The sequence below is a fragment of the Roseivivax lentus genome, assembly GCF_900156805.1.
Classification (GTDB): Bacteria; Pseudomonadota; Alphaproteobacteria; order Rhodobacterales; family Rhodobacteraceae; genus Roseivivax; species Roseivivax lentus.
On sequence record NZ_FTOQ01000024.1, the window covers coordinates 19,981 to 45,120 of the forward strand.

At 61.2% G+C, this 25,140-nt stretch carries 17 protein-coding genes and 1 pseudogene; 5 read left to right on the plus strand and 13 right to left on the minus strand.

Annotated elements, in window-relative coordinates; genetic code table 11:
* Positions 1 to 13 precede the first annotated feature (13 nt).
* From brxC to brxL, 5 genes are read left to right on the plus strand one after another with little or no spacing between them, the layout of a single operon-like run.
* Positions 14 to 3,640, plus strand: a complete 3,627-nt coding sequence (gene brxC / locus BW990_RS19885; RefSeq protein WP_076451079.1) for a BREX system P-loop protein BrxC — start codon at positions 14 to 16, stop codon at positions 3,638 to 3,640.
* 2 nt (positions 3,641 to 3,642) lie between these two features.
* Positions 3,643 to 5,532: an Eco57I restriction-modification methylase domain-containing protein gene (locus BW990_RS19890; RefSeq protein WP_076451081.1), complete on the plus strand. Its 1,890-nt coding sequence runs from the start codon at positions 3,643 to 3,645 to the stop codon at positions 5,530 to 5,532.
* Positions 5,529 to 7,400, plus strand: a complete 1,872-nt coding sequence (locus BW990_RS19895) for a BREX-1 system adenine-specific DNA-methyltransferase PglX (protein WP_076451083.1) — start codon at positions 5,529 to 5,531, stop codon at positions 7,398 to 7,400. The genes BW990_RS19890 and BW990_RS19895 overlap by 4 nt, the downstream gene beginning before the upstream one ends.
* Positions 7,401 to 7,403: 3 nt before the next feature.
* A complete protein-coding gene (locus tag BW990_RS19900) occupies positions 7,404 to 9,932 on the plus strand; it encodes a PglZ domain-containing protein (RefSeq protein ID WP_076451086.1) in 2,529 nt (842 codons plus the stop codon).
* Positions 9,929 to 12,025, plus strand: coding sequence for a BREX system Lon protease-like protein BrxL (gene brxL, locus BW990_RS19905; protein WP_200798079.1), 2,097 nt, complete (start codon positions 9,929 to 9,931; stop codon positions 12,023 to 12,025). Before BW990_RS19900 ends, brxL begins: the two co-directional genes overlap by 4 nt.
* Positions 12,026 to 12,198: 173 nt before the next feature.
* On the opposite strand, the gene BW990_RS19915 is transcribed toward brxL, so the two are convergent.
* The 13 genes and pseudogenes from BW990_RS19915 to BW990_RS19970 form a co-directional block, all read right to left on the minus strand.
* Positions 12,199 to 12,456, minus strand: coding sequence for a hypothetical protein (locus BW990_RS19915; RefSeq protein WP_076451091.1), 258 nt, complete (start codon positions 12,454 to 12,456; stop codon positions 12,199 to 12,201).
* Complete coding sequence (locus tag BW990_RS19920; RefSeq protein WP_076451118.1) at positions 12,453 to 13,127, minus strand: YcbK family protein; 675 nt, start codon at positions 13,125 to 13,127, stop codon at positions 12,453 to 12,455. The genes BW990_RS19915 and BW990_RS19920 overlap by 4 nt, the downstream gene beginning before the upstream one ends.
* 73 nt (positions 13,128 to 13,200) lie before the next feature.
* A complete protein-coding gene (locus BW990_RS19925) occupies positions 13,201 to 13,455 on the minus strand; it encodes a DUF6127 family protein (protein ID WP_200798080.1) in 255 nt (84 codons plus the stop codon).
* Between the two features lie 55 nt (positions 13,456 to 13,510).
* Entirely contained in the window at positions 13,511 to 14,587 is a 1,077-nt protein-coding gene (locus BW990_RS19930; RefSeq protein ID WP_076451095.1) for a DUF2793 domain-containing protein, read from the minus strand.
* An 8-nt stretch (positions 14,588 to 14,595) separates the two neighbouring features.
* Positions 14,596 to 18,602: pseudogene (locus BW990_RS19935) on the minus strand (baseplate multidomain protein megatron).
* 9 nt (positions 18,603 to 18,611) lie between these two features.
* Positions 18,612 to 19,043 carry an NlpC/P60 family protein gene (locus BW990_RS19940; protein ID WP_076451097.1) on the minus strand — a complete coding sequence of 144 codons (432 nt, stop codon included), beginning with the start codon at positions 19,041 to 19,043 and terminating at the stop codon, positions 18,612 to 18,614.
* Entirely contained in the window at positions 19,040 to 19,924 is an 885-nt protein-coding gene (locus BW990_RS19945) for a DUF2163 domain-containing protein (protein WP_076451099.1), read from the minus strand. The genes BW990_RS19940 and BW990_RS19945 overlap by 4 nt, the downstream gene beginning before the upstream one ends.
* The gene (locus tag BW990_RS19950) at positions 19,921 to 20,547 is read right to left on the minus strand and encodes a DUF2460 domain-containing protein (protein WP_076451101.1); all 627 of its coding nucleotides are present in this window, start codon (positions 20,545 to 20,547) and stop codon (positions 19,921 to 19,923) included. The genes BW990_RS19945 and BW990_RS19950 overlap by 4 nt, the downstream gene beginning before the upstream one ends.
* The gene (locus BW990_RS19955) at positions 20,547 to 22,961 is read right to left on the minus strand and encodes a phage tail tape measure C-terminal domain-containing protein (protein WP_076451103.1); all 2,415 of its coding nucleotides are present in this window, start codon (positions 22,959 to 22,961) and stop codon (positions 20,547 to 20,549) included. Before BW990_RS19955 ends, BW990_RS19950 begins: the two co-directional genes overlap by 1 nt.
* Positions 22,954 to 23,082 (minus strand): DUF7697 family protein, encoded by a 129-nt coding sequence (locus BW990_RS22485; RefSeq protein ID WP_268794346.1) that lies wholly within the window; start codon positions 23,080 to 23,082, stop codon positions 22,954 to 22,956. Before BW990_RS22485 ends, BW990_RS19955 begins: the two co-directional genes overlap by 8 nt.
* Positions 23,083 to 23,180: 98 nt before the next feature.
* Positions 23,181 to 23,618 carry a hypothetical protein gene (locus BW990_RS19960; protein ID WP_076451105.1) on the minus strand — a complete coding sequence of 146 codons (438 nt, stop codon included), beginning with the start codon at positions 23,616 to 23,618 and terminating at the stop codon, positions 23,181 to 23,183.
* The gene (locus tag BW990_RS19965) at positions 23,618 to 24,556 is read right to left on the minus strand and encodes a phage tail tube protein (RefSeq protein ID WP_076451106.1); all 939 of its coding nucleotides are present in this window, start codon (positions 24,554 to 24,556) and stop codon (positions 23,618 to 23,620) included. Before BW990_RS19965 ends, BW990_RS19960 begins: the two co-directional genes overlap by 1 nt.
* 24 nt (positions 24,557 to 24,580) lie before the next feature.
* Entirely contained in the window at positions 24,581 to 25,000 is a 420-nt protein-coding gene (locus tag BW990_RS19970) for an acyl-CoA transferase (RefSeq protein ID WP_076451108.1), read from the minus strand.
* Positions 25,001 to 25,140: the final 140 nt, after the last annotated feature.

A 25,140-nucleotide genomic window follows, 5' to 3' on the forward strand; every position in this document is an offset into this window, starting at 1 on the left:
CAGGGATACCAAAATGAGCATTAGATCTCTCTTCGATCCAAGCAAAGACATCTACAGGACCATCGAGAAGGTCATCACTTATGGCGCTGCTCAGGAAGACCGCCTGAAGTCGGAGATTGCCGAATACGTTGTGACTGAAAGCATAGAGGAGCAGTTCAGACGGCTTCTCGATCGCATGCAACTCGCAATGGAGACAGGCGGCGAAAATGAAGTGGGCGTGTGGGTTTCCGGCTTCTATGGATCGGGCAAAAGCTCGTTCACGAAGTACCTTGGTCTCGCATTCGATGACCAGCGCACGATCGAAGGAACGCCTTTCATCAAATACCTGCAGGATCGTCTGCATAAGCCGCAAACCAAAGCCCTGCTGAACACGGTTGCACAGCGTTTCCCCGCGGCCGTTGTGATGCTCGACCTGGCAAGCGAAATGCTGGCAGGCGCGACGATGGAGGACGTGTCCACCGTTCTCTACTTTAAAGTGCTTCAATGGGCTGGCTACTCCCGCAACCTTAAGGTCGCGGCTTTTGAGCGAATGGTCGAAAAAGATGGCCGTACCGAGGAGCTATATCGTCTTGTCGCAGAAGCACTGCCAGGAGCGACATGGGATCGTGTCCAGAACAACCCCCTCGCCATTGATGGCCTAATCCCAAAAATCGCGCACGAGATGTATCCGGCGTTGTTCCCAGAGGCGAAGAGCTTCTCTTCGAGCACAGAAGGATTCTTTCAGTTTGAAGACCAACGCGTCCAGGAGATGATCGACATTGTTCGCTCCAAGAGTGGCAAGCAGAACATCATCTTTATCGTCGATGAGGTGGGTCAGTATGTTGCCTCGCGCGACAACCTGATCCTCAATCTGGATGGTCTTGCGAAAAACCTGAAACGTCTCGGAGATGGCAAAGCCTGGATCATCTCAACGGCCCAGCAAACGCTCACGGAAGACGATCCTCGGGCCGCACTCAACTCAGACAAGCTCTACAAGCTCAAGGATCGTTTTCCGATTCAGATCGATCTCGAATCCAGCGATATTAAGGAAATCTGCTACCGGCGCCTGCTTGGAAAATCACCCAGCGGAGAGGAGCAACTTGGGAAGTTGTTTGACGCGCATGGTCAAGCGCTTCGACACAACACGAGGCTTCAAGATGCGAAATACTACGATGCCGACTTCAGCCGTGAGACGTTCATAAACCTGTACCCCTTCCTTCCCGCGCACTTTGACATTCTTCTCCATTTGCTCGGTGCACTAGCCAAGTCGACCGGCGGCATTGGCCTTCGATCGGCCATCAAGGTCGTCCAGGATGTTCTGAAGGGTGAAGGCGGATCAACCGCCATGGCAGATCAACCGATTGGCTGGCTTGCGACGACTGTTACGCTCTACGACGAACTTGAGAAGGACATTCGACGGGCTTTCCCGTCAGTGCATCAGGCCGTTGGGAAAGTGCTCATTCGCTTCCCAGATGGTGATCTCCATCAGGATATCGCTAAATCAGTCGCGGTTCTTCAGATCCTCGGGAACTTGCCAGTTAGCGTCCAGAATGTCGCCAGCTTGATGCATCCCTCAATCACTTCAGCGTCCCAACTCGACAAGGTGAAAGAAGCTGTTGATGAGATGCTGGGCGACGTGTTGGTTCCGCTCGGAGAGAAGGACGGAACCCTTGTCTTCTTGAGTGAGAAACTTCGCGATATTGAGCAAGAGCGTGGAGCGTTGGCGCTTCGCTCCGTCGATGTTCGGCGGATCTTTAGCGACTCTGTTCGTGAAGTATTCGACCCGTTGCCAAGGGTCAGCCTCCACGGGACTTTGGCTGTTGCGTCCGGGATCAAAGTTCAATCTGGCAGTGCCGTAACAAGCCTTGCTGGAGATCAAAACACCGTCCAGACGGTCCTGGAGTTGGTAGCTGCCACCGACTACGACACAGCGCGCAATAGGATGCTCGACGATTCTCGCAGCCGTACCGGGCGGAACATCATCGGCTTGCTTGCCCGCTCAAACCCAGAAATGGACGATTTGGCAAACGATATCTATCGGTGCCAACGCATTGCCGAACTTCATCGGAACGAACCCGACCAGGAGGTGCGCGACTACTGTTCCGGCCAATTGGACAGGGCGGCCAAGTTGGCCACGCAACTTCAAAGCAAGATCAAGCAAACGCTCCAGGCCGGATCGTTCGTCTTTCGTGGCCAGGCGACTGCTGTGTCTGCTCTGGATCCCAATCTGCTGGATGCAGCCAAGAAGCTCCTGAACGATGTGGCGACGCAGGTGTTCGATCGCTACATCGAGGCTCCTGTTCGTGCAGGTACCGATACTGCTGAGAAATTCCTGAAGGTGGCCAACCCCGCCGCGATAAGCAGCGGGATTGATCCACTTGGCCTTGTTCAAACAACCTCCGGCCGAGCGTCGTTCAAGACCGACCACAAGGCGATGACAAGCATTCGGGACTACATCGACAAACGCGGCACCGTAGATGGAAAGCGGCTGCTCGACGACTTCAGTAGCGATCCTTTCGGATGGTCACCTGACACGACCCGCTACATTCTTGCCGCCATGCTGATGGCCGGAGAGATCAAATTGAAGGTCTCTGGTCGAGAAGTGACCGCCGCTGGTCAGCAGGCCATCGACGCACTCAAGACAAACAATTCGTTCAAACAGATTGGCGTTGCCCTTCGGGATGAGCGTCCGTCCAACGAAACGCTTGGCCGCGCTGCAGATCGACTAACCGAGTTGATCGGCGACATTGTCATTCCGCTTGAACAGGAAATCAGCAAAGCCGCCGCCAAGCATTTCCCACGCTTCCAACACGACTACGGCTCGTTGGGAGAGAAGCTCGGCGGTTTGGGGCTTGCTGGCGGCGACCGTGTCCGAGTGATGAACCAGGAGCTCGCGGACGTCATGTTCACCGACGCCTCAGACGCGCCACAACGCCTAGGCGCGGAGACGTCCGCTCTCTCCGACAACCTCAAATGGGCACTCGAGGTAAAGCGTGCGCTGGACAATGGCCTTGATGGAACCCTGCGCGAACTTCAGTCGCACCGCCAAGATATCGAAGCGCTCCCGGATACAGGCGTGCCGGGTGAACTGCGAAACGAACTAAGCGAAGACCTGTCGGCACTTACCGAACGCCTCAAAACTGAGGACTTCTTCAAGCATAGCGCAGACTTCAGCTCGTTGCTCACGCATGTCAAAGGCCGCGTCCGTGAGGCTGTGATCTCGCTTTCGGACCAGCAAAAACTACGCATCAAGGAAGGTGCGGTGGAGCTTCAACGCGTGCCTGAATGGGGAGAGTTGACCCAGGAAGAGCGCGGCAGCGCCATCTGCCAGCTGGACGGTCTTGAACTGATGGCGTCTCACGACCTTGCGGGCCTGCGTAAGCTGCTTGCCCGTGACTATGACATCAGCAGCACGATCGACGGTCTCAGGCGCTCAATTCAACGTCAAGGCCAAGAACGCATCCGCCAGCGGATCGAGGACGAGCGCGCTGAGAAAGGCAAGAAGGGCCCGGCCAGATTCGAGCAATCGGTTTCTGTGCCCACAAAAATGACAACGGCCGCCGACCTGGACGCGCTCATCCTCAAACTCAACGAGATTAAAGCCCAGCTCGCCCTCTATGAGGAGATCGAAGTCTCATTCAGCTTCGGCAGTGAGGAGTAAGGATGGCGTTTGATCAGTCCACCCGCAACCGCCTCCAGCGCTTCGTCACCGATGCCCGCCGCACCCTGGAAGAGGAATTCACCCGTCAGCTCCAGAACGACTACGGGCTGGACCCGATTTCCGGCACGGCCTCTCCGCTCGAAAGCCTACGTCACATCAACGACCAACAGCGCGAGACGGCGCGGATCCTGCGCGACACGCTGGCCCACTACTGCGCCAGTGCGGACACCGACACGAAGGCCGGGCTCGACCGCATCGTGCGCGAACAGGCATTCACCGTCCTGAACCGCCTCGCGGCCCTCAGGATGGCCGAGGCCCGCGGGCTGCTGATGGAATCCGTCGGCAACGGCTACCAGGCCAAGGGGTTCCAGCTCTACGCCCGCCTGGCAGGCACTGGCCTGGGTGAAACCGGCGACGCATACCGCGTCTATCTTCAGAGCGTCTTCGACGAGCTGTCACAGGATCTGCCCGGCCTCTTCGACCGCTTCTCGCCTCAGGGCCGCCTGTTCCCGCGTGAGGCTGCGCTGATCCAGGTCCTCGCCCTCATCAATCACGGCGAGATCGAACCGCTCTGGGCCGAGGACGAGACGATCGGCTGGATCTATCAGTACTTCAACTCGAAGGAAGAGCGCAAAGCGATGCGCGATGCGTCCCAGGCGCCACGCAACAGCCGCGAGCTGGCCGTGCGCAACCAGTTCTTCACCCCGCGCTATGTGGTGGAGTTCCTGGTCGACAACACGCTGGGGCGGCTCTGGTTCAACTGGACGGGCGGGCAGACCGGCCTGCGCGACCGCTGCCAATACTTGCTTGTGAAACCGGATGAGCAGCCCGAGCCCGCCAAACGCCTGCGCGATCCGCGCACGATCAAGCTGCTCGATCCGGCCTGCGGGTCGATGCATTTCGGGCTCTACGCCTTTGACCTGTTCCTAGAGATCTATCGCGAGGCCTGGGCGTGGGAGCAGAGCCATGGCCCCGGCTGCTTGGATACCGAGACCGGCGGCAGCGCTGATCTGAAACCACTCAGCCAAACCTATGCTGACCAGGACGCGTTCCTGCACGACGTGCCGCGGCTGATCATCGAACACAACATCTATGGCGTTGATATTGACCCGCGCGCGGCGCAGATCGCTTCGCTGGCGCTGTGGCTGCGAGCGCAGCGTGCCTGGCACGAGGCAGGCGTGAAGGCCAAGGACCGGCCCCAGGTGGGGCGTGGACATGTGGTGGCAGCGGTCGCGCCCCCGGCCGAGGTGGACCTGCGCAAGCGGTTCATGGAAGAGCTCGACCCCCTGGATGCAGAGCTGTTCGAGAAGACGCTGTTCCTGCTCAAGGGGCTGCCAGAGCTTGGGGTGCTGTTGCAGGTTGAGAAGGAATTGCCTGCCCTAGTGCGCGCGGTGTTTGGCGAGCATGGCGATCTCTTCCGCGAAGAGGACATGGCGCAGTGGCAGAAGGCTGAGGTGCGTCTAAGCGAGGCCCTGACTGAGTTCGCTCGCGCCGCACGCTCTACCTATCAGGGGCGGCTGTTCGCGGAGGATGCACTTCAGGGCCTTCGGATGATCGACCACTGCCGCGAGGTATTCGACGTGGTGGTGATGAACCCGCCATTCGGGGCGCTGTCAACAGGCACAAAAGCACATTTGTTAAAGGCTTATCCACTCACCAAAAACGACCTGTTGGGGATATTCGTAGAGCGAGGTTTGGAATTGCTCAGAAACGGTGGTCGCATTGGTGCGATCACCTCACGCACCTGCTTCTTTTTGTCAAGTTTTACGGATTGGCGAAGCAGTGTGGTTCTTAAATCCAGCAACCCAGAAATCGTACTTGATCTCGGACTCGGCGTCATGGATGACGCCATGGTCGAAGCGGCAGCCTACGTCCTGGAGCGAGCAGCATGACCTATTTTATTCGCGCCCTTGCTGAAAGCGATAAAGAAAACGCCACACGGTCAATTTCAAAGGATATTCGAGAGGGGAATTCCAGCACATCCATCTTTAATATTGATGTGTCTGAATTTGAGAACATTCCAGGAAGCCCCTTCGCTTATTGGATAAGCAAGCCGGTGAGAAATCTACATGTGACTATGACATCATATGAAGATGGTGACGCGCGAACCGCCAAAGTTGGGCTGCAGACATCGGCAGATGATCGTTTTGTTCGCGGTTGGTGGGAAGTTACGCAAGGTGCAACTCCAGGCCGTTGGGTGCCCTTTGCAAAGGGTGAATCGCTTGGCTCGTTTTATGGTGATATCGCACTTGTGGTTGGATATTCGAGGGCAGACCAAGTCGGCTTAATGAAAATTGGACGATATGGCCGCGGAGCAGACTGTTACTATCGACCTGGAATAACTTGGGCACTTCGAGCAAGTCGATTTCAGCCCCGCGCCTTGCCAGCGGGTTGTATCTTTTCAAATCGTGGGCAGTCATGCTTTGCGCCTGTCGACGAGTTACCTGGCCTGCTCGGCCTGCTTAATGGCAGAGCGGTTGACTATGTCTACAAAATGTCACTGGGGCGATTTGGTTACCCCGAATTCCTCGTCGGACCATTTCTAAAGCTCCCCGTTCCGCCTCGGCCCTGGGAAGGGGAAGCCGATTTGGTGCGCACCGCCGGAAGAGCATGGTCTCTAAAGCGAACACTCGACACCGCTGTCGAAACCTCTCACGCGTTTCACCTACCAGCCGCATTGTGCGCACGTCTCGGGGATTACGATCCACCGGCTATCGAAGCTGAACTGGCCGATATCCAGGCCGAGATCGATGACATCGCCTTTGATCTCTACGGCTTCAGCGACGCGGACCGCGCCGCAGCGCTCGGGTCTTCTGGCGCGGTGGACGAAGATGATGGCGTCAACGATGCGAGCGAAGACGACGACGGTGCCGACGCGGTCGACCAAACTGCCGGTCTGCTCAGCTGGGCCGCTGGTGTCGCTTTCGGCCGTTTCGACTGGCGCTTGGCCACCGGCGAACGCGAAGCCCCGCCCGAGCCTGAACCCTTCGACCCGCTGCCAGCCAAAAGCCCCGGCATGCTGCCCGATGATGCAGAGCCGTTCCATGTCCATTCTGGCATCTTGGTGGACGACCAGGGGCATCCGAATGACCTCGCCCGCCTGATCGAGGAAGTGCTTGCCCGCGTCGAAGGCCCAGTGCCCGCCGATGTACGCCGTTGGCTGCAACGCGACTTCTTCAAGTTCCACCTCGGTCAGTACAGTAAGAGCCGCCGCAAGGCCCCGATCTACTGGCCGCTCTCGACCAGTTCGGGCAGCTACACGCTCTGGCTGTACTATCCCAGCTTGACCGACCAGACCCTCTTCACAGCCGTTAACGACTTCATCGAGCCGAAGCTGAAGCAGGTCGGCCAGGACGTCGCCGCTCTGCGCACCAAAGGCAGCGCCCGGTCCCGCGACGATGAGAAAGCCTTCGAGGCGCTCCAGGCGCTCGAGCTTGAACTGATCGAGCTACGCGACACCCTGTTGGCCATCGCACAAACCTATCGCCCGAACCACGACGACGGTGTCCAGATCACCGCCGCCCCGCTCTGGCAGCTGTTCCGCCTCAAGCCATGGCAAAAGGTCCTGAAGGACACCTGGGCCAAGCTGGAAAAGGGCGACTACGATTGGGCTCACCTCGCCATGGCGTACTGGCCGGACCGCGTGCGCGAAAAGTGCGAGACCGACAAATCCCTCGCCATCGCGCATGACCTGGAACACCTCTACGTCGAGCCAGAGCCCAAACCCACAAAGGCCCGCGGCCGCAAAAAGAATGGGTAACGCATGAGTATTGCCACCTTCATCCGCGACACCGTTTTGCGCCCCCGCCTTCTGCAAGCGGGCTGCATGGTCGTCTATGACCCCGATCACCGGTACCACGATCTGTGCTTGGGGCTTGGCGATGACCGCATCCGTGTGATCGACGCCTCTGAAAGCAGCATCGAGAGCCGCCAGGAAGCGATCATGGCCTTGCGTGAAGTCGGCAAGGCGAAACGCGAGATTGACGCGCTGGTTGTCTATGTGCCGCAGCGGCGCACGGAAACCGATGAAGAAAAGCAGTCTGACCCCTTTTCGATTTACGCGCAAAGCGGAGCAGTTTTTCCCCAGGACGATGGTGACGACTACTTGAGCCTTTGCCTGCGCGCGAAGCCAGATCATGCGACGGAGATCCGCCGTATCTTCGCAGGGTCGCCTAATGGGCCGTCCTTCTCTGTGATTGATGCGATCGGCGGTGGCGCGAGCTGGCCACAACTAAGGGCTGCGCTGAGGGTGGAGTCGGGCCGCGAAATCCTGACGGCGCTGTTGGCGCCGAGTGCCAAGCAAGCTGACGCCCTCAAGTCTCAAGAAGGCTGGAGCGACGAAGCCCGGGAATTCCTGCGCGCGACCTTGGGTATGAGCGTCAAGACGCGAGGCAAGACCTGGACGTCGATCGCTGACGAACTGTGGCGGTTCGTTCTTTTTAGCGAGTTCGTCTTTGATCTGCCGGTTCCCTTGCCTGGGTCTCTCAAGGGCGTTCCTCACTCACCGATCGAAGCAAAGCCGATCGTCGAGGATGTGTGCGATCGCCTCCGCACCAACCCCGCAACTCGGGACATCTACATTGAGCGCGCGGAGGCCATCGAGGTTGAGCTTTCTCTTCCAGATCAGTGCCACGACATTGATGACCTTGGCGATCGTGACACGTTCCCGTTCGAGGAGCGCACCTTCCTTAAGGCGGCGATCAAGGGCATCTCGACCAACGAAACCGACACGACTCGCCGCATTATCGGCCGCCATAAGAACTCTGTCTGGATCGGCAAAGGAGAAAGCCAAGCACAGTGGGAATTGATCCGCACCGGTCTAGCGCTGATTGAATGCTGTGACGACAACGAACGCCAATTGCCGGAACATGCCCGATCACAAGCTGATTTGCTGGATTTCTACCTTGGAAGCCTGCGCGAAGCGGACCGCCTTCAACGCGAATTTGAGCAGGCTGTTGGAGACTTTCTCGATCCACACGGCATCATGCACGAAGTCATTGATCAGGCCAGATCCCGGTATCGCCGCCTGGCGGAAAAAATCCAAGCAATCTTCATTAAGCATATTGAGAGTGCAGGATGGCCTCCGGAAGGCAGGTTGGCAAATGCAGACGTCTATGACCGACTTCTGGCCGACCGTCTGAAAGAAAACGGACGAAGAGTTGCTTACCTCATGGTCGACGCCCTCCGGTATGAGCTTGGCGTGACGCTTGAAAAGCGGCTCTCTGAAGACGGGCCAGTCGAGCTGCAGGCTGCCTATGCTCAATTACCGACGATAACCCTTGTCGGTATGGCCAGCCTTCTTCCTGGTGCCCGCACACAGCTGTCGCTCGGGATCGAAAGCGACGCGCTGGCCCCAAAACTTGGAACGGCCAAGGTTGGGAACGTCACCCAAAGAATGGATGTGCTTCGAAAGAAACTTGGTGATCGGTTCCAGGAGATGCCTCTGGGCGACTTCGTTCGTGGAAAGCCAAAGATCACGTCCACTGTTGATCTCCTAGTCCTACGATCAACCGAGATCGATAGTCAGCTCGAGAGCAATCCTGAGACCACACTCGGCTTAATACCAAGCACTTTGAAACTCATTCGTGTCGCCCTGCACAAGCTGCGTGGAATGGGGTTCAAAGAGGCCGTGATTGTCACCGATCATGGATTTTTTCTAAACGGTCACGCTGCAGCTGGTGACGTTTGCACCAAGCCACAAGGAAATTGGCCGATAAATGCGCATGACAGGGCCCTGCTTGGAAATGGAAACAGCGACTCTCACAGTGTTGTTTTAAACTCTGAGAAGCTTGGTATTCGAGGCAGCTTTGCACAGGTCGCGCTCCCCAAGAGCATGGCTCCCTACAGAGCTGGACATCTTTACTTCCACGGCGGAGCTTCCTTGGCGGAGGCCGTTGTACCTGTGATCATTGCCCGCCTCGATAATGAAGAGCACGCGAGCGCCGCCAAAATGAGTGTCGAACTCAGCTACAAAAACGGCGCGAAACGAATTACGACACGAGTTCCAGTAGTGGAAATTGCATTGGTTTCTGACGACATGTTCTCTCAAGAGGAAAGTGTCGAGGTCCTTATCGAAGCCCAGGACGGAAAGGGGAATGTGGTTGGTGAGCCGCGAGCCGGTGGCGATGTAAACCCCGCAACACGCACAATCACGTTGACGCCGGGCCAGCGCAAGCAAATCGCGCTACGAATGGATCCTGACTTTGAGGGAAAATTCTCGATAAAGTCCCTGAACCCAACAACTCTAGCGAGCCTAAGCGCGCTGAATCTTGAGACGGACTATACCGTATGAATGATATGGACGAACTGGACCAGAGCCTCACGTCAACCTTCGATGGCAAGGTGGTTCGAAAAGATCTGCTTCATCGGATTAAAAAGGGCACAAACGTCCCAACATTCGTGCTTGAGTTTCTCTTGGCGCGCTACTGCGCAAGCGACGATCAGGCTGAAATGGATGCAGGTATGGAAGCCGTTCTTGCTACCCTTCAGGATAATTACGTAAGGCCCGACGAAGCCAATGCCGCTCAATCGAAGGTGGCAACCAAGGGAAAGCACCGCTTCATTGATAAGGTTCACGTTAGATACGTTGAAAAAGAAAAACGGCACTGGGCATCGCTGGAGAACTTCAATTCCCAGAGAATTGCAATTGGCGAAAAATTTTATAGGGACAACGAACGGCTCCTCGAGGGTGGAATTTGGGCTGAGGTAACACTTTCACATAATGACATCGAGGAAGATGACTACGCGTTCTACATAGAAGACTTGCGCCCGATTCAGCTCTCGCGCTTTGACTTTCAGCAGTACACAGATGGCCGCAGCGCATTCACACGAGATGATTGGCTCAACGTCATCATGAGATCGGTTGGCTTGGAACCGTCCAAGCTTTCTCAACGCGTTAAAATGCACTTTGTGGCCCGCTTGGCCCCCCTTGTAGAGCCCAACTACAACTATATCGAGCTGGGCCCTCGCGGAACCGGAAAGTCGTATTTCTTCAGTGAGTTTTCGCCCTACGCGACGCTCATATCTGGCGGTCAGGCAACAAAGGCGACGCTGTTCTATAACAACGCTCGTCGTAAGGTTGGTTTGGTTGGCTACTGGGACACCGTGGCATTTGACGAAGTTGGGGGGATTAAGGTCCGTGATCCGGATACGATCCAAATCATGAAGGACTTCATGGCAAATGGACGATTTTCGCGCGGCGCGGAAGTCATCGCTGACGCCAGTCTCAGTTTTGTAGGCAACATCGACCTGTCCGTGAGCCAGGTCGTCAACTCGACAGAATACGACCTCTTTCAGCCGCTGCCGCCCGAACTTGACCTGGCAATAATGGACCGGTTCGCAGCATATATTCCTGGCTGGGAGTTTCCAAAAAATAGCAGTTCATTTCTGACCAGCAGGTACGGATTTATCACTGACTATCTTGCTGAGGCATTTCATTATCAATTCAAGCACACAAATAGATATGAAGAGGTAAATCGACGCATTCGGCTTGGGAAAGCTGTTGAGGGGCGTGACGAGAAGGGCATCAAGAAAACCGTTGCGGCGTTCCTAAAGATACTTCATCCGAATGGCGCACCAAGTGATGATGAATTCGAGGAGTATGTAGCGTATGCGATGGAATGCCGCCGTCGGGTAAAAGAACAGATGAACAAGCGCAAACCAGATGATGAGTTTGCCTTAATTAATCTATCGTACTTCAATTCAGATGGGACAGAGGTGGTTGTGTACTGCCCTGAGTCGAAAGACGCGGCGGCCACTCAGGAGCCGACAAGGAGAATGCTCAACGTTTCTGAGCAGACTGAAGCTCAGCCCGATGATAAAGAGACATCGTCCAATCCCGCCCCTGAGGTTTCGAACAGTGAAACACCAGCTGTGGCGCACGAGACAAGCTCCAGTCAGCCCCAGGCTCGCGAACAGCACTTCACCATAATGTATGGAGACACGGGGCACAGCTACGAGTCAATTCTTGGCCCATATCTTTTAGGTGCGAAGGCGGTGGTGATAGAGGATCCCTATATCAGGCTTCAGCATCAGATCCAAAACTTTGTCAGGTTCTGCGAGACAGTACTTAAATCAGGAACGGTAAAGAAGATAGAACTCGTCACCGGTTATGATGATCGGACACAGCTCGCAGAAATACACGAGAAACTTGATGACTTGAAACAAAGCTTGCTCGAAGTGGACGTCATACTCGATGTCAAGCTTAACCCAAACATGCATGATCGGGAAATTCGGCTGGACAATGGCTGGGTCATAAAAATTGGCCGGGGTCTTGATTTTTATCAGCGTCCTACGAGTTGGTTTGAGGTTGGGGTAAACGATCTGAGCCTTCGAAAATGCCTGGAAACCAAGGTCGACATTTATAAGGTCGAAACTTACAACTAGTGCGCTCTCGGGATCATCGGCAGTTTCGCACCTGGTCCCGCAAAACTGCATAGTCGCCCACCATCTCGACCACGGCCGAGCCGTTTGGCAACAACTCCAATTCCTCGGCCGCTCGCACCTGAAACGCCCGGCTGTATTCCACGACCGGCGGACATGCCGCGGTACCGCCTTGTTCAAAACCTGCCGTCGCGCAGCCGATCAACCAAGTCGTCGCGATTGCGAGGACGACGAGCCGCCGCCTCCAGCATCCGGCGTTGGATATCATTAGACTTCTCCCTGGTTTCAAGGCGTTCTGCCAAGCGTCCGACGCGCTCGCCGGATCGGCGGATCGAAAGAAGGAACAGAAGGATGGCCAGCGCGATTGCACCGTAGCGAAGCGCGGCTCTCGCCCACGGATTGACGGCGATCCCGCCGAGAATGCTAGTGATCATCTCTGCCCCCGTTTCCAGTCATCCAGCCGCGCGTAGATCGTGACTGCGACCCCACCGAGCGCCACGGCGATGAAAACCCAGCGAAGCGTGTCGAGGTATGGCACCAGCGGCAGAACGGCGGCCTGCGTGTCAGCCAGAACGCTCTGAGCCACCTCGACGCCAGCCGCGCCAAGCGTTGCGACACCGGCCGCCCCGCCGCCCTTTATGGTGCGGCTCTGTGCCAGCACCTCGCGCGCGGGAGGCAATTCCTCGGCGAAGGCAGTCGCGCGGACCGGGAAGCGATCGCCCCATTGGCGCGATGGGCCAAGATCGACATGGATGAAGCCCGAGCGCGGATAGAAGCCGAAGCCAAGAAAGCCGACTGTCCGCGCAGCTGCTTCGAACACCACCGGGTCCTGGTTCGACATGGCGATGTCGAAGGCCGCGCCGTCCATGTGCTTCGAGCGGGTTGCGCCGCCGACGGCGCGGTTGTGCTCCGGGCTGCGATAGGCGGAGCGGACGACCAGCGGCTTGCCCAGCCGATCCCGCAGCGCCTGCAGCTTGTCGAGCGCGGGCTCGTTGATCAGGAGTTTGCCGGTGCCGCGGCAGGCAATTTCGGCGGGGGAGAAGTTGGGCCAGCGCCAAGTGCCCTCGGGTACATCGCGCCAGTGGTCATAAAAGGTCGTGGTCATGGTGTCCTCCAGAAACGAAAAACCCCGCCACATGGGCGGGTCGGTTTGGCTAACGGATTGGGATGCGGCAGAGCTACGGGCCCCCGCCGAAGATCTTGAGCTTGATCGCGATACCCGCGAGCAGCGCCAACATCACGCCGGTGGTGATCATTCGGACGGCTGTCTGCATCGCGGTGCGGCGCACAAGACGGATGCAGTCGAGCAAGGATCGTAGGTCGCGGATATCGAGCGCAGCCTCTTGACCATCGAGGCCGACATCGGCGAGCGCGCGTTTGGCGCCTTTCTCAGCAGCGCGTGCCAGCATGGCCTCGAATTCGGCATCGGGCATGCGGACAAAGCCCTGATCAGATCGGGGTGGTGTCATCAGAACCTCCTTCCGCCGCTCAGCCGACCTTGCAGCCCCAAAAGGACGTGTGGTCGGCCGCGAAGTAGCCGTCCTGCGCGCGGAAATATCCCTGCAGCTCAACGGTATCGCCCGCCGTCAGCGGCACCATCGTCTGCAGCCAGATCGCGGTGGCAAGCGAGACATGGGTGGCGGAACTCTCGCCAAAGGAACCGCGAATTTCTGTGGTCCCGTTCAGCACCAGCCGCCCGCGCATCCGGGCCGAGGTGCTGGAATTGACCTTGTAGAGCAGCGTCGCACCCAACAGGTAGGTGCCGTCCACTGGCGCGGTGAACAGGCCGGTTCCAGCGTCGAACGCGCCCTGATCATTGTAGTCGGTGTTGTTCAGGCCAATCTTCGTCCAGGTGCCGACGCCCACATAGTTGTCGTAATTCGTCCAGGCCTTGAAACGCGGCAGCTGTGGCAAATCGACGATGCCGTTCGTGTTGTCGACGCTCAGACCATCGAAGAAGGTGCTGCCGTCGGCGGAAACCGCGAGACGGAGCCCGTCCGAGCCGAACAGACCGACCAGCGCCTTGGTCACGAAGTTGGTCTGCAGCGTCAGCCCAAGATCGTCGCCCGCGGCCTCCTTGTTTATGGTGTAGAAGAGATCGCCGGTCCCGCCTTCGGCCACGGTCTTGGCTGTCCAGAGCGCCGCGTTCAACTTGGCCGAAAACGGGTTGGCGGCGTCGGCGGTGGTGCCCAGCCCTAACAGCGCGAGGTTCTGCAGCGCGTTGGGCGTGGTTCCGATCCAGGTCGCACCGTCGTAGACCAGCAGCAGCGCCTCGTCTTCGACCCACGCCCGCCATCCGGTCCGAGGTGGCAGGCGAAGCCAAGCCCCATCGGTGAACAGCGCCACGTTCAGGTCCCAACCCGCCCAGTCACCCGTGCCGTCGCTAGCGACAATGTATCGGTCCCCGTCTGCTGGACTGCCGGGCGGCGCGGTCAGATCCCGGTCCAAGATGGAAAGCTGGATCAGCCCGTCGAGGATGCGCAGCGCCTCGTTGTGGGTGACGTGCTTCTGGGCCTGCGCCGCCAGAATGTAGGGCAGCAACAAGTTGGTTGTGGTGTCGGGCATTGCGGTCCTCAGAGCTGGAGCGTGACGGTTTTGGCGGCACCCCGCCCGATCAGGGCGGAGAGCTGGAAGATGCGGATATCTAGCGTGTCGCCGGGCCCGAGCGGCGCACCCCAATCGGCGGTCTGCTGGGCGGCGGTGTAGGTTGCGCTGGTCGTGGTCGCGCTCAGCGCGCGCTTCACGAAAACGCCATCGAGGATCTCGATCTCATAGGCTTCGACCTCTTCGATCAGCGGCACCTCCACGGCACCCCAGCTGTCGGCCGAAAGCGCGCGGGATCGACGCGTCCAGCGGATCGTCAAATCGCCGGACGCGTGCGGCTTCCGCCATGGCTGCTCGACATGGGCGACTGAGAATGGTCTCAGGCCCACACCCACCGGCATGAAACTGGCGGCGACATAGGTCTCGTCGCTGACAGACCGGCTTGCGGGACCGATGCGCCAGTTCCACGGCAAGCCAAGATCCGCCTCGGCGATTGGCAATGATGCCAGAGCGTCGTCCAGCACCACGACCCGTGCGCCTGCCGAAGACGGATTGCCAATCGCGCCCTCGGTGCCGCGCTGGCCACGCAACAGGCGCGTCAGTTGATAGCGGCCCGGCGCGATCAGTTCCGCCACGCCCGCTTGCACGATTTCCCAAGTGCCAGTTCCGCCACGCCCGCTTGCACGATTTCCCAAGTGCCAGGTGCGCTCTCGATGGCCAGCGCATTGGCCCCACCGAACAGCGTCAGGTCCGTGACACTTTCCAGCGTACTAAAGAGCAGATCAACTACGAGCGCATTGCCGAGATCGAAGCGCGAAGTCGGTCCTCCATAGAAATCCGACACCAGCGTCCCGATCCGGGCACGGCCGCCAAAACTGGTCAGCAGCTCAAACCCATCCGTCGATGGGCTGCGGAACACTGCCATCTCGCCCGGCCATGGAACGGCATGGGCCACGACAAACGGGCGATGGGCGGGCTGATCCTCGGTCAGCTGTGGCAGGTCCATCAGCATCACCTCGGGTGCGCCGAACACCACCGCTTTTGACAAGGACGATTGCCGTGGCGATCCGGGCGGCAGGTCGTGGGCCTCGCGATCCTGGCGGACGGCCTCGATCCCGCGTGCCTCGGCATCCGTGATAGAGACGAGCCGGAGCGGGACTGGCCGCCCGTCATGTTCCAGCGTGACAACATCCGCCGGATCCATTGCGAGCCGCGATGGCGGCAGGCGGAATGAAGCTGTCTCCCGCCCGGTCCAGGCTTCCATCAGCGCGCGGCGACAACGCCGTTCAGCTTCCTCGGGCGGGACCGCCATCGGAAAGCTCTCCGAGGCAATCCGCGTCGTGTCCACGGTGATGCGCCGCGCCTCGACGAGGGCGGCGTCATAATCCTCGTCGGCCCGTGCAACCTGCCATTTGAGCGCCTGCGGCAGCTCGGTTTCCTGCGCGCGGGTCAGCTCCAGAACGTCGCCGTCGCGAGCGGCCACCAGATCGTCGTGTGTCACACTGGCCACCGCTGCGCGCCCGCGCATGACAAACCGGATCACCCCCTCGGTCTCGACGGCGTCGAAACCGAAATGGCGCGACAACGTGGTAATCGAGGCGCGCGGGCTTTCCAGCGCACCAATCGCGTAGCCTTCAACTGCGCCCCACAGGCCGGTGACGTCGATCCGGGCTTCTAGCATTCCCGCCCGCAGACAGAGGTGACGGACGAGCGCCGCCAGCGACACCGCCCCGAGTCGCCCCGTCAGCCAGTGCCCCAGTCGCCAGTTTGCCCCATCAGTCCAGACGTCGTTCAGCGCCGGAAAGAACGGATAGGGCCGCGCGTCCCAGGTCCAGGCGGCGCAGTCCGGCACATGCACCATCCGGCCGCCGTAGACCGAGGACACCAGGTTATTCTCGGCCTCGCCCCACCAGAGATATGTCGCCTCGAGATAGGCGCGCTGGATCGTGTCGTCGCGCCAGCCCCGCGAGAAATGCGGCGTGAAGCTTTCGGACGACTTCGGGTCGAAGAACACGTTGGGCTGGTTGGTGCCCCGGTCGATGGCCGGACACCCCAGCTCGGTGAACCAGATCGGCTTGGATTGCGGCACCAAAGGCGTCGGCGTCCCGCTCTCGACCCCCCCCGGGCGGTCGTAATGCGGGTTAGACCACCAGGCGCGCAGATCCTTGTAGCGGAAGACCCACGGCTTTTCCGCGGCACCATCGGTGATCGGTGTGCGGACCTGCGCTGAGCGGTCCGCCGCGCTGGCATAGAACCAGTCGAAGCCTTCGCCGCCCGTAATATTCCCCTGCAGGTACGCCCTGTCGTAGATCGCTGGCCAGCCCTCTACCGCATCCGAATGGTCAAACCCGTCCCGCCAGTCGGAGAGCGGCATGTAGTTGTCGATGCCGATGAAATCGATTTCCTGATCTGCCCAGAGCGGATCGAGGTGGAAAAACACGTCGCCGCTGCCATCGCCCGGCTGGTGTCCGAAATATTCCGACCAGTCGGCGGCATAGCCAAGGCTCACACCCGATCCGAGGATGGAGCGGACGTCCGCAAGAAGGTCCCGATAGGCCTGCACCGCCGGATAGGTGGTTGCGCCCGAGCGGATGGTCGTCAGCCCCGGCATTTCGGTGCCGATCAGAAAGGCGTCGACCCCTCCTGCGGCCGCGCAAAGATGTGCGTAGTGCAGCACCATGCGCCGCAGGCCCCAGTCGCCGGGCGTCCCTGCCCACGAGACAGACTGACCCGCCACGCTGAAGCTGGCGGGCGTGGCCGCGCCGAACAGCGCCGCGACCTGGCTTGCGGCCGTACCGGTCTTGTCTACGCTCCCGACATATCCCGCCGCAGGCGAACAGGTGATCCTCCCCCGCCAGGGAAAAGCGGGCTGGCCCGTCTCAGCGGCGTTGTTGGAATACGGGTTCGGCAGCATATTGCCCGGCGGGACATCCATCAGGATGAACGGGTAGAAGGTGACGCGCAGCCCACGCGCCTTCATCTCCTGGATCGCCTGCACCACCGCGAAATCGGCGGGCGTGCCGCCATAGACAGGGCGATCCTGATCATCGCGGCTGACCAGAAAGGCATTGGCGCGGCTGACGCCATTCACGGACCAAGCCGACGGCCTGGTCGATTTGGCGGATACCTCGACCCCTGGCCGCACCTTGCATGAGCCCGCGCGCAGATCGTCGCCAAACCAGGCCACCACCAGCGATACGCTCTCGACTTTCGGCGCCATCGCCTGCAGCCGATCCAGCGCCACCACCATGTCGGCGGTGTCGGTCAGCGCGTTGAGGTTCTCGGGCTCGGACGACCCGCCGCTGCCCTTCCGGATGCCCTGCGTGGCATAGGCAAACTCGCCAGACGCCGGGATCATGGTGACCGCTTGTGTCAGCCCCTCCGCCGTGTCCGGATCGGCAAGCGGGCGGAACACCTCAAAACTCAGCTGCGGGATGCGGTTGCCATAGTTGCCGAGCGGCAGGTCCTCGAAAACGACATAGGCCGTGCCGCGATAGGCCGGTGTACTTACTGCCCCCATCTTCGCCGCAATGAACGGATCGGCCGCCTGGTTCTCGTCTCCCGGATACCAGCGCCAAGTGATCCCGGCGGTATCCAGCAGTTTCCCATCGGCCCAGATCCGGCCAATGCCGGTGATCGGACCCTCGCAGAGCGCGACCGCAAAGCTCGCATAGTAGAAGTATTCGGTTGTCTTGACCTTGCCGCCACCCCCGCCGCCCTTGCCGCCACCCTGCGTGGTCGTCTTGGTCTCCTCGCGGAAATCGGTTGCCCAGATGATGTTGCCACCGATCCGCATGCGGCCGTAGAGGCGCGAGATCACCGCTCCTTCGGTGGCCGAGGTGATGCGAAGATTGTCCAGCCGCGCGCCTTCAATCCGCTGAGTGGGCGCAAGCGAGGACACGATCCAGCTGTCGACCACCGAGCCGATGGTGGAGCCGATGAAGCCACCGATGGTGGCGGCACTGACGCCGAGGATCGCGCCGCCAATGCTGCCGCCAATGGCAGCGCCAGCGGCACCGAGAACAAGGGTAGCCATGTGGGGATCTCAGCGTAGCGGGAACAGGAAGGCGAAGGCGATGCGCCGCCGCCAGGACAGGGTGAGCGGCTCCTCGATCACGCCAAGCCGCTCGTAAGCATGAAGGAAGGTGTCGGGGCCGGTCAGGATCCCGACATGCTTCGCGATGGCGCGGGGCGTCATGCGGAACAGGACCAGCGCGCCCGGAATGACGTCAGAGGGTGCGATTTCCGGCATCATAAGCCTTGCGCCCTCGGCCAGCACTTCGCGCGGGCCGGCCTCGCCCCAATCCCGGCTATAGGGCGGGATCGGGAACGGTTCAGGGCCGACCACCTCGCGCCAGACGCCGCGGGCAAGACCAAGGCAGTCGCAGCCGACGCCGCGCAGGCTGGCCTGGTCGTGATACGGCGTGCCGAGCCAAGACCGAGCAATGGCGATGACGTGGGTGGGATCGGCGTTCACAGCACAGACCCCTCGTGTCTGCCGTCCTTGGTGGCGTAGCGCAGAACCGCATCTTGGCCGGGGATGTGCGGGAAACCCCGGAAATTGGCGGTATTGGCGAACTTCGCACTGCAGGTCTCGATACGCTTGTCGCAGCCCGCTCGGATAGTGAAAGCATCACTGCCCGCGATAGACCGCACGGGCGCTTCGAGCAGCGTCAGCACGGCGATGCCGTCAGTCAGGTCATGTGCGATGATCTCTGCCTGCCGCCCCACATTTGCGCCACCGGTCCATTCGACCGTGCCGAAGGTGAACCAGCCAGAGTTAAAACTGCCGAGTCCCGAGGCGCTGAAGGCCCGATCACGCAGGAGATCGATGACAGCGCCAGTGCCCTTGAAGGTGGGATCCACAAGATCGACGCCGCAGCGCGCGTCCCCAAGTGCCGCATCGCAGGTCGCCTGGAAGGTTCGCCCCACGGTCTGGCCCAGCACATGAGCGAGCGAGCGGACCTCGGCGACGAAGGCAAGCCGCCCGCGCCGGATCTGGCCGATGGCGCCGCGTCGCATCAGCACGCGTTGGCCGTTGTCCGCCCAGTTCACCCGCCAGACCTCGACCTCGGCATTGTCCCAGCGGCCGTCGAGGATGTCGGTCTCGGTGATCCGGTCGGAGGTCAGCACGCCCTCAGCATCCTGCGCATCGACCGACAGGTCCGAGCCAGAGCGGACCTCTGACGCCGTCAACCCGCTTTCCGGCTCGAAATCGGTGCCGTCGAAGCTGAGCGTCCGGTCGTGGTCGGTGAAGCCGAAGGTCACGCCGTCGGCACGGATGATCCGCCAGCACCAGGCGAGCGTTGTTGTCCCGTCGTCCAGATGCGCTTGCAGATCGGGGGTGATGTTTTTCATCGGCGGAGTTCCAGCAGCGGGATGGAGGTGATCGAGCCAAGCCGCTCGAGGTCGAGCGTCACGTCGAGCGCGTCGGTGTCGAAGCGGACCGGCACATCGAACTCGAAGCCTGCGGTGATGGCGACGCCAGCGCCCGGCGCAGCGCTGAAGGTGACGACGCCAGTCGTGGTGTCGACGGACCAACCGGAGGGCTGCTCCACCCCGCCAAGCGCGATGCGAACGGTTGCGGTCACAGGCTTGGCGATGGCGCGCGTCCAGGATTGTGCGCCGGACGCGTAGCGCTTCACTAACTGGAAGGCCGTCGTCGTGCCATCGCCGGTGCCGATCGACTGATCCGTCGGCGATGGCGTGCCCGAAGGCAGGCAGGACTTGTAGTCGCCCCAATCCTTGAAGCGGAACCCATGTAGCCGACCGTTGCGCGCCTCGAAAAAGGCAACCACGGCCGCCAGATCGTCGGCGCGGCGGATGCCATAGGCGACATCGTAGCGGCGACGCGAATTGGCCCAACTGGCGTTGCGTTCTTCATCGCCGGAGGCCAGTTCGACGATCTGTGTGCGGCGTTCCGGCCCGCCGCGCGCCCCGCGGCTGATATTTTCGGGGAACCGCACCTCATGAAAGGCCATCACATGCCCCTTCGGCCGAGCGACACCGCGCGAGCGATATCAGCGGCGACCTGCGTGCGGGATTGCCGGAAGCTTTCAGCGTCGCGGGCCATGATGGTAACATTGACCCCACCGCCGCCGTAGCTCTGTGCTTCACGCCGCGACAGCACCCGTTCGCCCCGCTGCAGGATTGCAGGCACCTCGTCGTGGCGGAGCCCTAGAACGCCGCCGGAGTGCATCCGAGGCGCAGCCGCGAACGCCATCGCCGGGACCATCCGGCCTGGCGCGGAGGCACCTACCATGCCGCCTGCATGCAAGATGTTCGCAAAAATCCCGCCCGCACCCCCAAGCGCGCCGGAAAGCGCATTGGCGATCGGCCCGAGGATGAACCGCCGCGCCGCCAGCTTGGCGAGATCGGCCAACAGCGAGGTGACCAGACCGCGGAAGTCCAGCTTGCCGGACTTGACGAACTCGCCGACGGCGTTCTCAGCCGACTGAAATGCACCAACCAGCGCCTGGCCGATATCACCGCCGATATCGCGGGCCTTGCTGGCATAGTCGGAAAGTGCAGCGGTGACCGCCTGCCAGCCGGTGACGGCGGCTTCGGTATTGGGTTCGGCGGCGGCCGCTGCAGCCCCGGCCGCTGCGCCCGCACCGGCAGCGGCGCGTCCGGCATCACCAAGGGCTGTCTCAAAGCGGTCAGCTGCGTTGGTCGCCTCGGTCAGCGCGTCCGCGCCGCCTTCATCGCTGCCCCGCACTGCATCGCGCAGGGCCTGCCAGCTGGCGAGCGGCGCACGCGCGCCTTCGGCCAGATCGCGAGCCGCCCCGCGATAGGTTTTGGCGGTGGCAAGCGCAGTATTGGCCGCCGCGGCGAGCCCGAGATCGGGCGCAGTGAGCGGATTGTCCTCAAAAGCGCGATCAAAGGCGGATTGTGCGGCGGTGGTCGCGGCTGTCGCAGCACCCTCAAAGCGGTTCTCGATCTGGCCCAGTTCGAGATCGGGAATGATCGAGATGCGCCGCTCGGAGCCGAGCGCTTCCAGCCCCTGGTTGATCCCGCCGATGAACGTGTTGATCCGCGAGACGACGCCGTTCAGCATCGCCTCGACGCCGTCGATCAGGCTGTTGGCCGCCTGAAACGCCAGATCGCCGATGGCCGCCGGGAGCATGCCCCAGATTGCCTTGATCGCCTCGTATGCCCCCTCAAACGTGTTCGCGGCAGTGTTGCCAAAAGCCACCACGCTCTCGATGGCGCTCTGCATTCCGGAGGCAGCATCGGCCTTCAGATCGAAGAACATCGCCGTGGCCGCAGCCCCCGCCGCTGCAGCCCCCATATTGATACGGTCCCACACGTCGACCGCGAGCTCCTTCAGGAGCGACATCGCCTCGCCGAAGCCGCCCGCACCGGAGACAAGGCGGGTGAACTGGTAGACGAGCTCGCCCGCGCCAACGATCAACGCCCCGATGCCGGTGCGGATCAGCGCGCCGCGCAATAGGACCAGCGCCGTGGCGAGCCCACGGACCGACAGGGCAGCAACCGCCATCCCGGCGACCCAACGCCCTGCAAGAAAAGCCACAAACGTGGCGGCATAGGTGGTTAGACGGCCGATGTTGTCGAAAAGGCCTCGGATCGCGATGCCGAGTGGCCCGGTGCGGCTGGCCACGGCCGCCATGGCATTCGCGACCGCTTCCAGCGCGGGTGCCGCAGCGACCGCCAGCTGGTTCGACAGCCCGCGCCAGATCAGCCCCAGCCTTGAGATGGCGTCGTTCGTCCGCTCGATCTGGTCGGCGTCCTGCTCGGAGACCACGACACCGAAAGCGAGGACGTCCTCCGTCGCCTGACGCAGCGTCGCGGTGTCGATCCGCGACATGGCGATGGAGCCTTCCTCGCCGAAAAGCTGGCCTGCCAAGGCAGCGCGTTCGGCAGCAGGCACAAATTTCTCGATGGCGGCGTTAATGGCACCGACCCGCTGGTCCAGTGGCAGAGCGATCAGCTCGGTGGCGGAAAGGCCCAGTCGGTCCAGAGCGTCGGCTGCGGGACCAGTCCCTGCGGCCGCCTGGCTGAGGCGGCGCGTCAGATCCTTGGTGGCCTGCTCGATGCCGGACATCGACACGCCCGCCAGTTCGCCCGCACGCTCCAGGGTCTGGATCGAGGCGACGGTGGTGCCGAGCGATTGCGCCAACTTCGCCTGCGCATCCACGGTTTGCAGCCCGGATCGGACCATCGCAACGCCAGCAGCGGCTGCTGCAGCCACGGCGGCAGCGGCAGCCACACGGACCCGCCGCGAGAAGGCCGCGAGCCGTGTATTGGCCGCTTCCATTTCTCGGCTGAGGCGGCCGAAGCCGCGCGCCCCGGCTTCGCCCACGCCTTCCAACTCGGCGCGCACCTGTCGGCCACCTACCGCAGCAAGGCGGACAGAAACGCGCTTCTCAGCCATTGGAATGATCCATCTGTTCGTTGAGTTTCGCGACCATCACCGCCTCGACGACGGGCAGCAGTTCGGCCATGGCGAGCGGCGGCACGCCGAGCGCGTCACCGAGCGCCAGTGCAGCCGACATGTCCCAGCCGATCACCGCGCCGGGCAGAACACGCAGCTGGCCGCCAAGACGGCCGACGAGGTCCCAGACCTGCCAGCCCTCCGGAGTTTCTGGACGGTTCAGCCGCGCCGGGCAGGTTTCACAGGCCGCTTCGCACGCTTCACAGTAGCGCTCGCCCCCGCCGAAGGACCACTCGGCAAGGGCGCTGAGACGTTTTTTTCCTGGTCCAGCAGCAGACCTTTGGAGACGTAGGTCAGCTGGAAAGCCTCGAAGATCGGCCAGATGTCGAGAAGCGCGTCGATGGCCTCTGGGCTGGGATCGATTAGATTGCCATCGGCGTCGCCGATACCCTCCCAAGCGAGAACTGCCCGGCGCGCCAGCGCCTTGGCGAAGGCAACAGCGCGTTCCTCTTCGGAAACATCCTCAGGAACCGCCTCGACGGCCGGATCGCTGCGCGTTGCAACCATCAGCGCCGTGGTCAGCGGGCGCAGCTGCACACGCACGCCGGGCGCAACGTCATGCCAGCGCGGTTGGTTCGTCAGATCGAGCGTCAGCATCAATATACCTCAATATCGTTGATCAGGGTTGCGGTGCACATCCGGCCGACCGTGCTGTCGCGCGCGGCCTGCCAGTCAAATGTGGCCTGCACGCCCTGAGGTCCGGAAATCTCGATGCGCGGGCGCGGCAGGTAGACGGCGTGCACGGTGAAGGTGAAACTTTCGCCAGAGGGCAGCACATAGGCGAACTCGACCTCGCAGGGATCGCCATTGATGGCCTGCGTCACAAGCGTTTGGTCGGCGAACCGCACCTCGATGGAGCCGGTCAGCGCGGCGATGGAGGGGTCTGCCCCGTCGATGCGACCGTCCGAGCGGATGGTCTCAATCCGGTCGAGGTTGTTGGCATAGGTGATGTCGGCTGAAACCACGTTTCCGAGCGCCGAGCCATTGCGGGTGATCGCCCCGTTGAAATGGCCAAAGCGCTGCAATTCGAGAGCGGCGGGTGTCCCGGCGCTGGTCGTCGTGTCCACGGTCTCGCCCTGCGCCACCAGCCGCGCCGTCGCGGTCAGCAGCCCTGAGCGCTGCATCTGCCAATTGATCTGGTCGAGCACGCATCCGGAATACATCGCATAGCGCGGCACCTCGGGCATGCCGGTCTCGATGGACATGCTGGGCAACGTCCAGGAGCCCGACTGGAACTCATGCGTCCAGGGGCCGGTGCCGGTCGTGGTTGGGTCACCAAAGGCTGCCTTCAGCCAGAACCCAAAGGCCTCGGCGTCCAGCGGCACGACAACATCACCATCGGCGGTCACCGCATCCTTGATCGGCGCTAGCGGATCCCGGCCGTAACCCAGCAATTCCGAATTGAGCAGTGGTTGCTCCGCCCCCAGCGAGGTGCTGGCGAAGGGCATCTTGGTGAAACCGCCCACGGGCGGCGTTCCATAGGTCGTCTCGAACGCAAGCGCCATCTGCGCCCGCGCCCCTTGGGCTCGTGCCATTGTGTTCTCCTTGGATTGTCGGGATCAGGCCAGCGGGTCGGCCGTTGAATAATGCAGCACCACCGGGATCACGGCCGCTTTCAGGCTGGCCGTGCCCTCAACGGGCAGATCGACCGGTCGCGGTGCTTCCGCCTCGACCCAGTCGCAGAGGCCGCCTAGCGTCCGGTCCGCTGCAATTGTTGCTCCAATACTAGCGGTCAGCGTATCGAAGGCTGCGTCACGGTCGATGCCCTGCACGACCGCTTCGATCTCGGCCCGGTGCTGGTAGTGGTAGCGCAGTGGCGACAGTGTCACCTCGGGCTTTCCCGGCTCGCCATCGCGCAGGATCAGCAGGCCATCGGTCGGAACGCGCTCGGGCAGCACCTCGCCGCGCAGCGCGGTGGCGGGCAGCGTTGAGAGCCGCGCGTGCAGCGCAGTGAGGATGGTTTCTCGGGAGATGGGCATCAATTTTCGCTATGTTGCGGGTGCAGGGAAGGTCGGCTTCGAACCTATTCCGTTGAAAAACTCGCCTTGCTTGAGGAGCTGACCGCTGATTCAATTTGGCTGCGGCAGCTTGAGGTGAACGGTGATGATGGGGTCCCGGC

Coding starts and splice junctions, on each gene's coding strand:
- BW990_RS19915 (WP_076451091.1), bottom strand. CDS start 12,456: ATGATCACTAGCATTCTCGGCGGGATCGCCGTCAATCCGTGGGCGAGA.
- BW990_RS19945 (WP_076451099.1), bottom strand. CDS start 19,924: ATGAAAAACATCACCCCCGATCTGCAAGCGCATCTGGACGACGGGACA.
- BW990_RS19950 (WP_076451101.1), bottom strand. CDS start 20,547: ATGGCCTTTCATGAGGTGCGGTTCCCCGAAAATATCAGCCGCGGGGCG.
- BW990_RS19970 (WP_076451108.1), bottom strand. CDS start 25,000: ATGCCCATCTCCCGAGAAACCATCCTCACTGCGCTGCACGCGCGGCTC.
- BW990_RS22485 (WP_268794346.1), bottom strand. CDS start 23,082: ATGTCGGCTGCACTGGCGCTCGGTGACGCGCTCGGCGTGCCGCCGCTC.
- brxC (WP_076451079.1), top strand. CDS start 14: ATGAGCATTAGATCTCTCTTCGATCCAAGCAAAGACATCTACAGGACC.
- BW990_RS19890 (WP_076451081.1), top strand. CDS start 3,643: ATGGCGTTTGATCAGTCCACCCGCAACCGCCTCCAGCGCTTCGTCACC.
- BW990_RS19930 (WP_076451095.1), bottom strand. CDS start 14,587: ATGCCCGACACCACAACCAACTTGTTGCTGCCCTACATTCTGGCGGCG.
- BW990_RS19960 (WP_076451105.1), bottom strand. CDS start 23,618: ATGCTGACGCTCGATCTGACGAACCAACCGCGCTGGCATGACGTTGCG.
- BW990_RS19965 (WP_076451106.1), bottom strand. CDS start 24,556: ATGGCACGAGCCCAAGGGGCGCGGGCGCAGATGGCGCTTGCGTTCGAG.
- BW990_RS19900 (WP_076451086.1), top strand. CDS start 7,404: ATGAGTATTGCCACCTTCATCCGCGACACCGTTTTGCGCCCCCGCCTT.
- BW990_RS19955 (WP_076451103.1), bottom strand. CDS start 22,961: ATGGCTGAGAAGCGCGTTTCTGTCCGCCTTGCTGCGGTAGGTGGCCGA.
- BW990_RS19895 (WP_076451083.1), top strand. CDS start 5,529: ATGACCTATTTTATTCGCGCCCTTGCTGAAAGCGATAAAGAAAACGCC.
- BW990_RS19925 (WP_200798080.1), bottom strand. CDS start 13,455: ATGCCCGATGCCGAATTCGAGGCCATGCTGGCACGCGCTGCTGAGAAA.
- BW990_RS19920 (WP_076451118.1), bottom strand. CDS start 13,127: ATGACCACGACCTTTTATGACCACTGGCGCGATGTACCCGAGGGCACT.
- brxL (WP_200798079.1), top strand. CDS start 9,929: ATGAATGATATGGACGAACTGGACCAGAGCCTCACGTCAACCTTCGAT.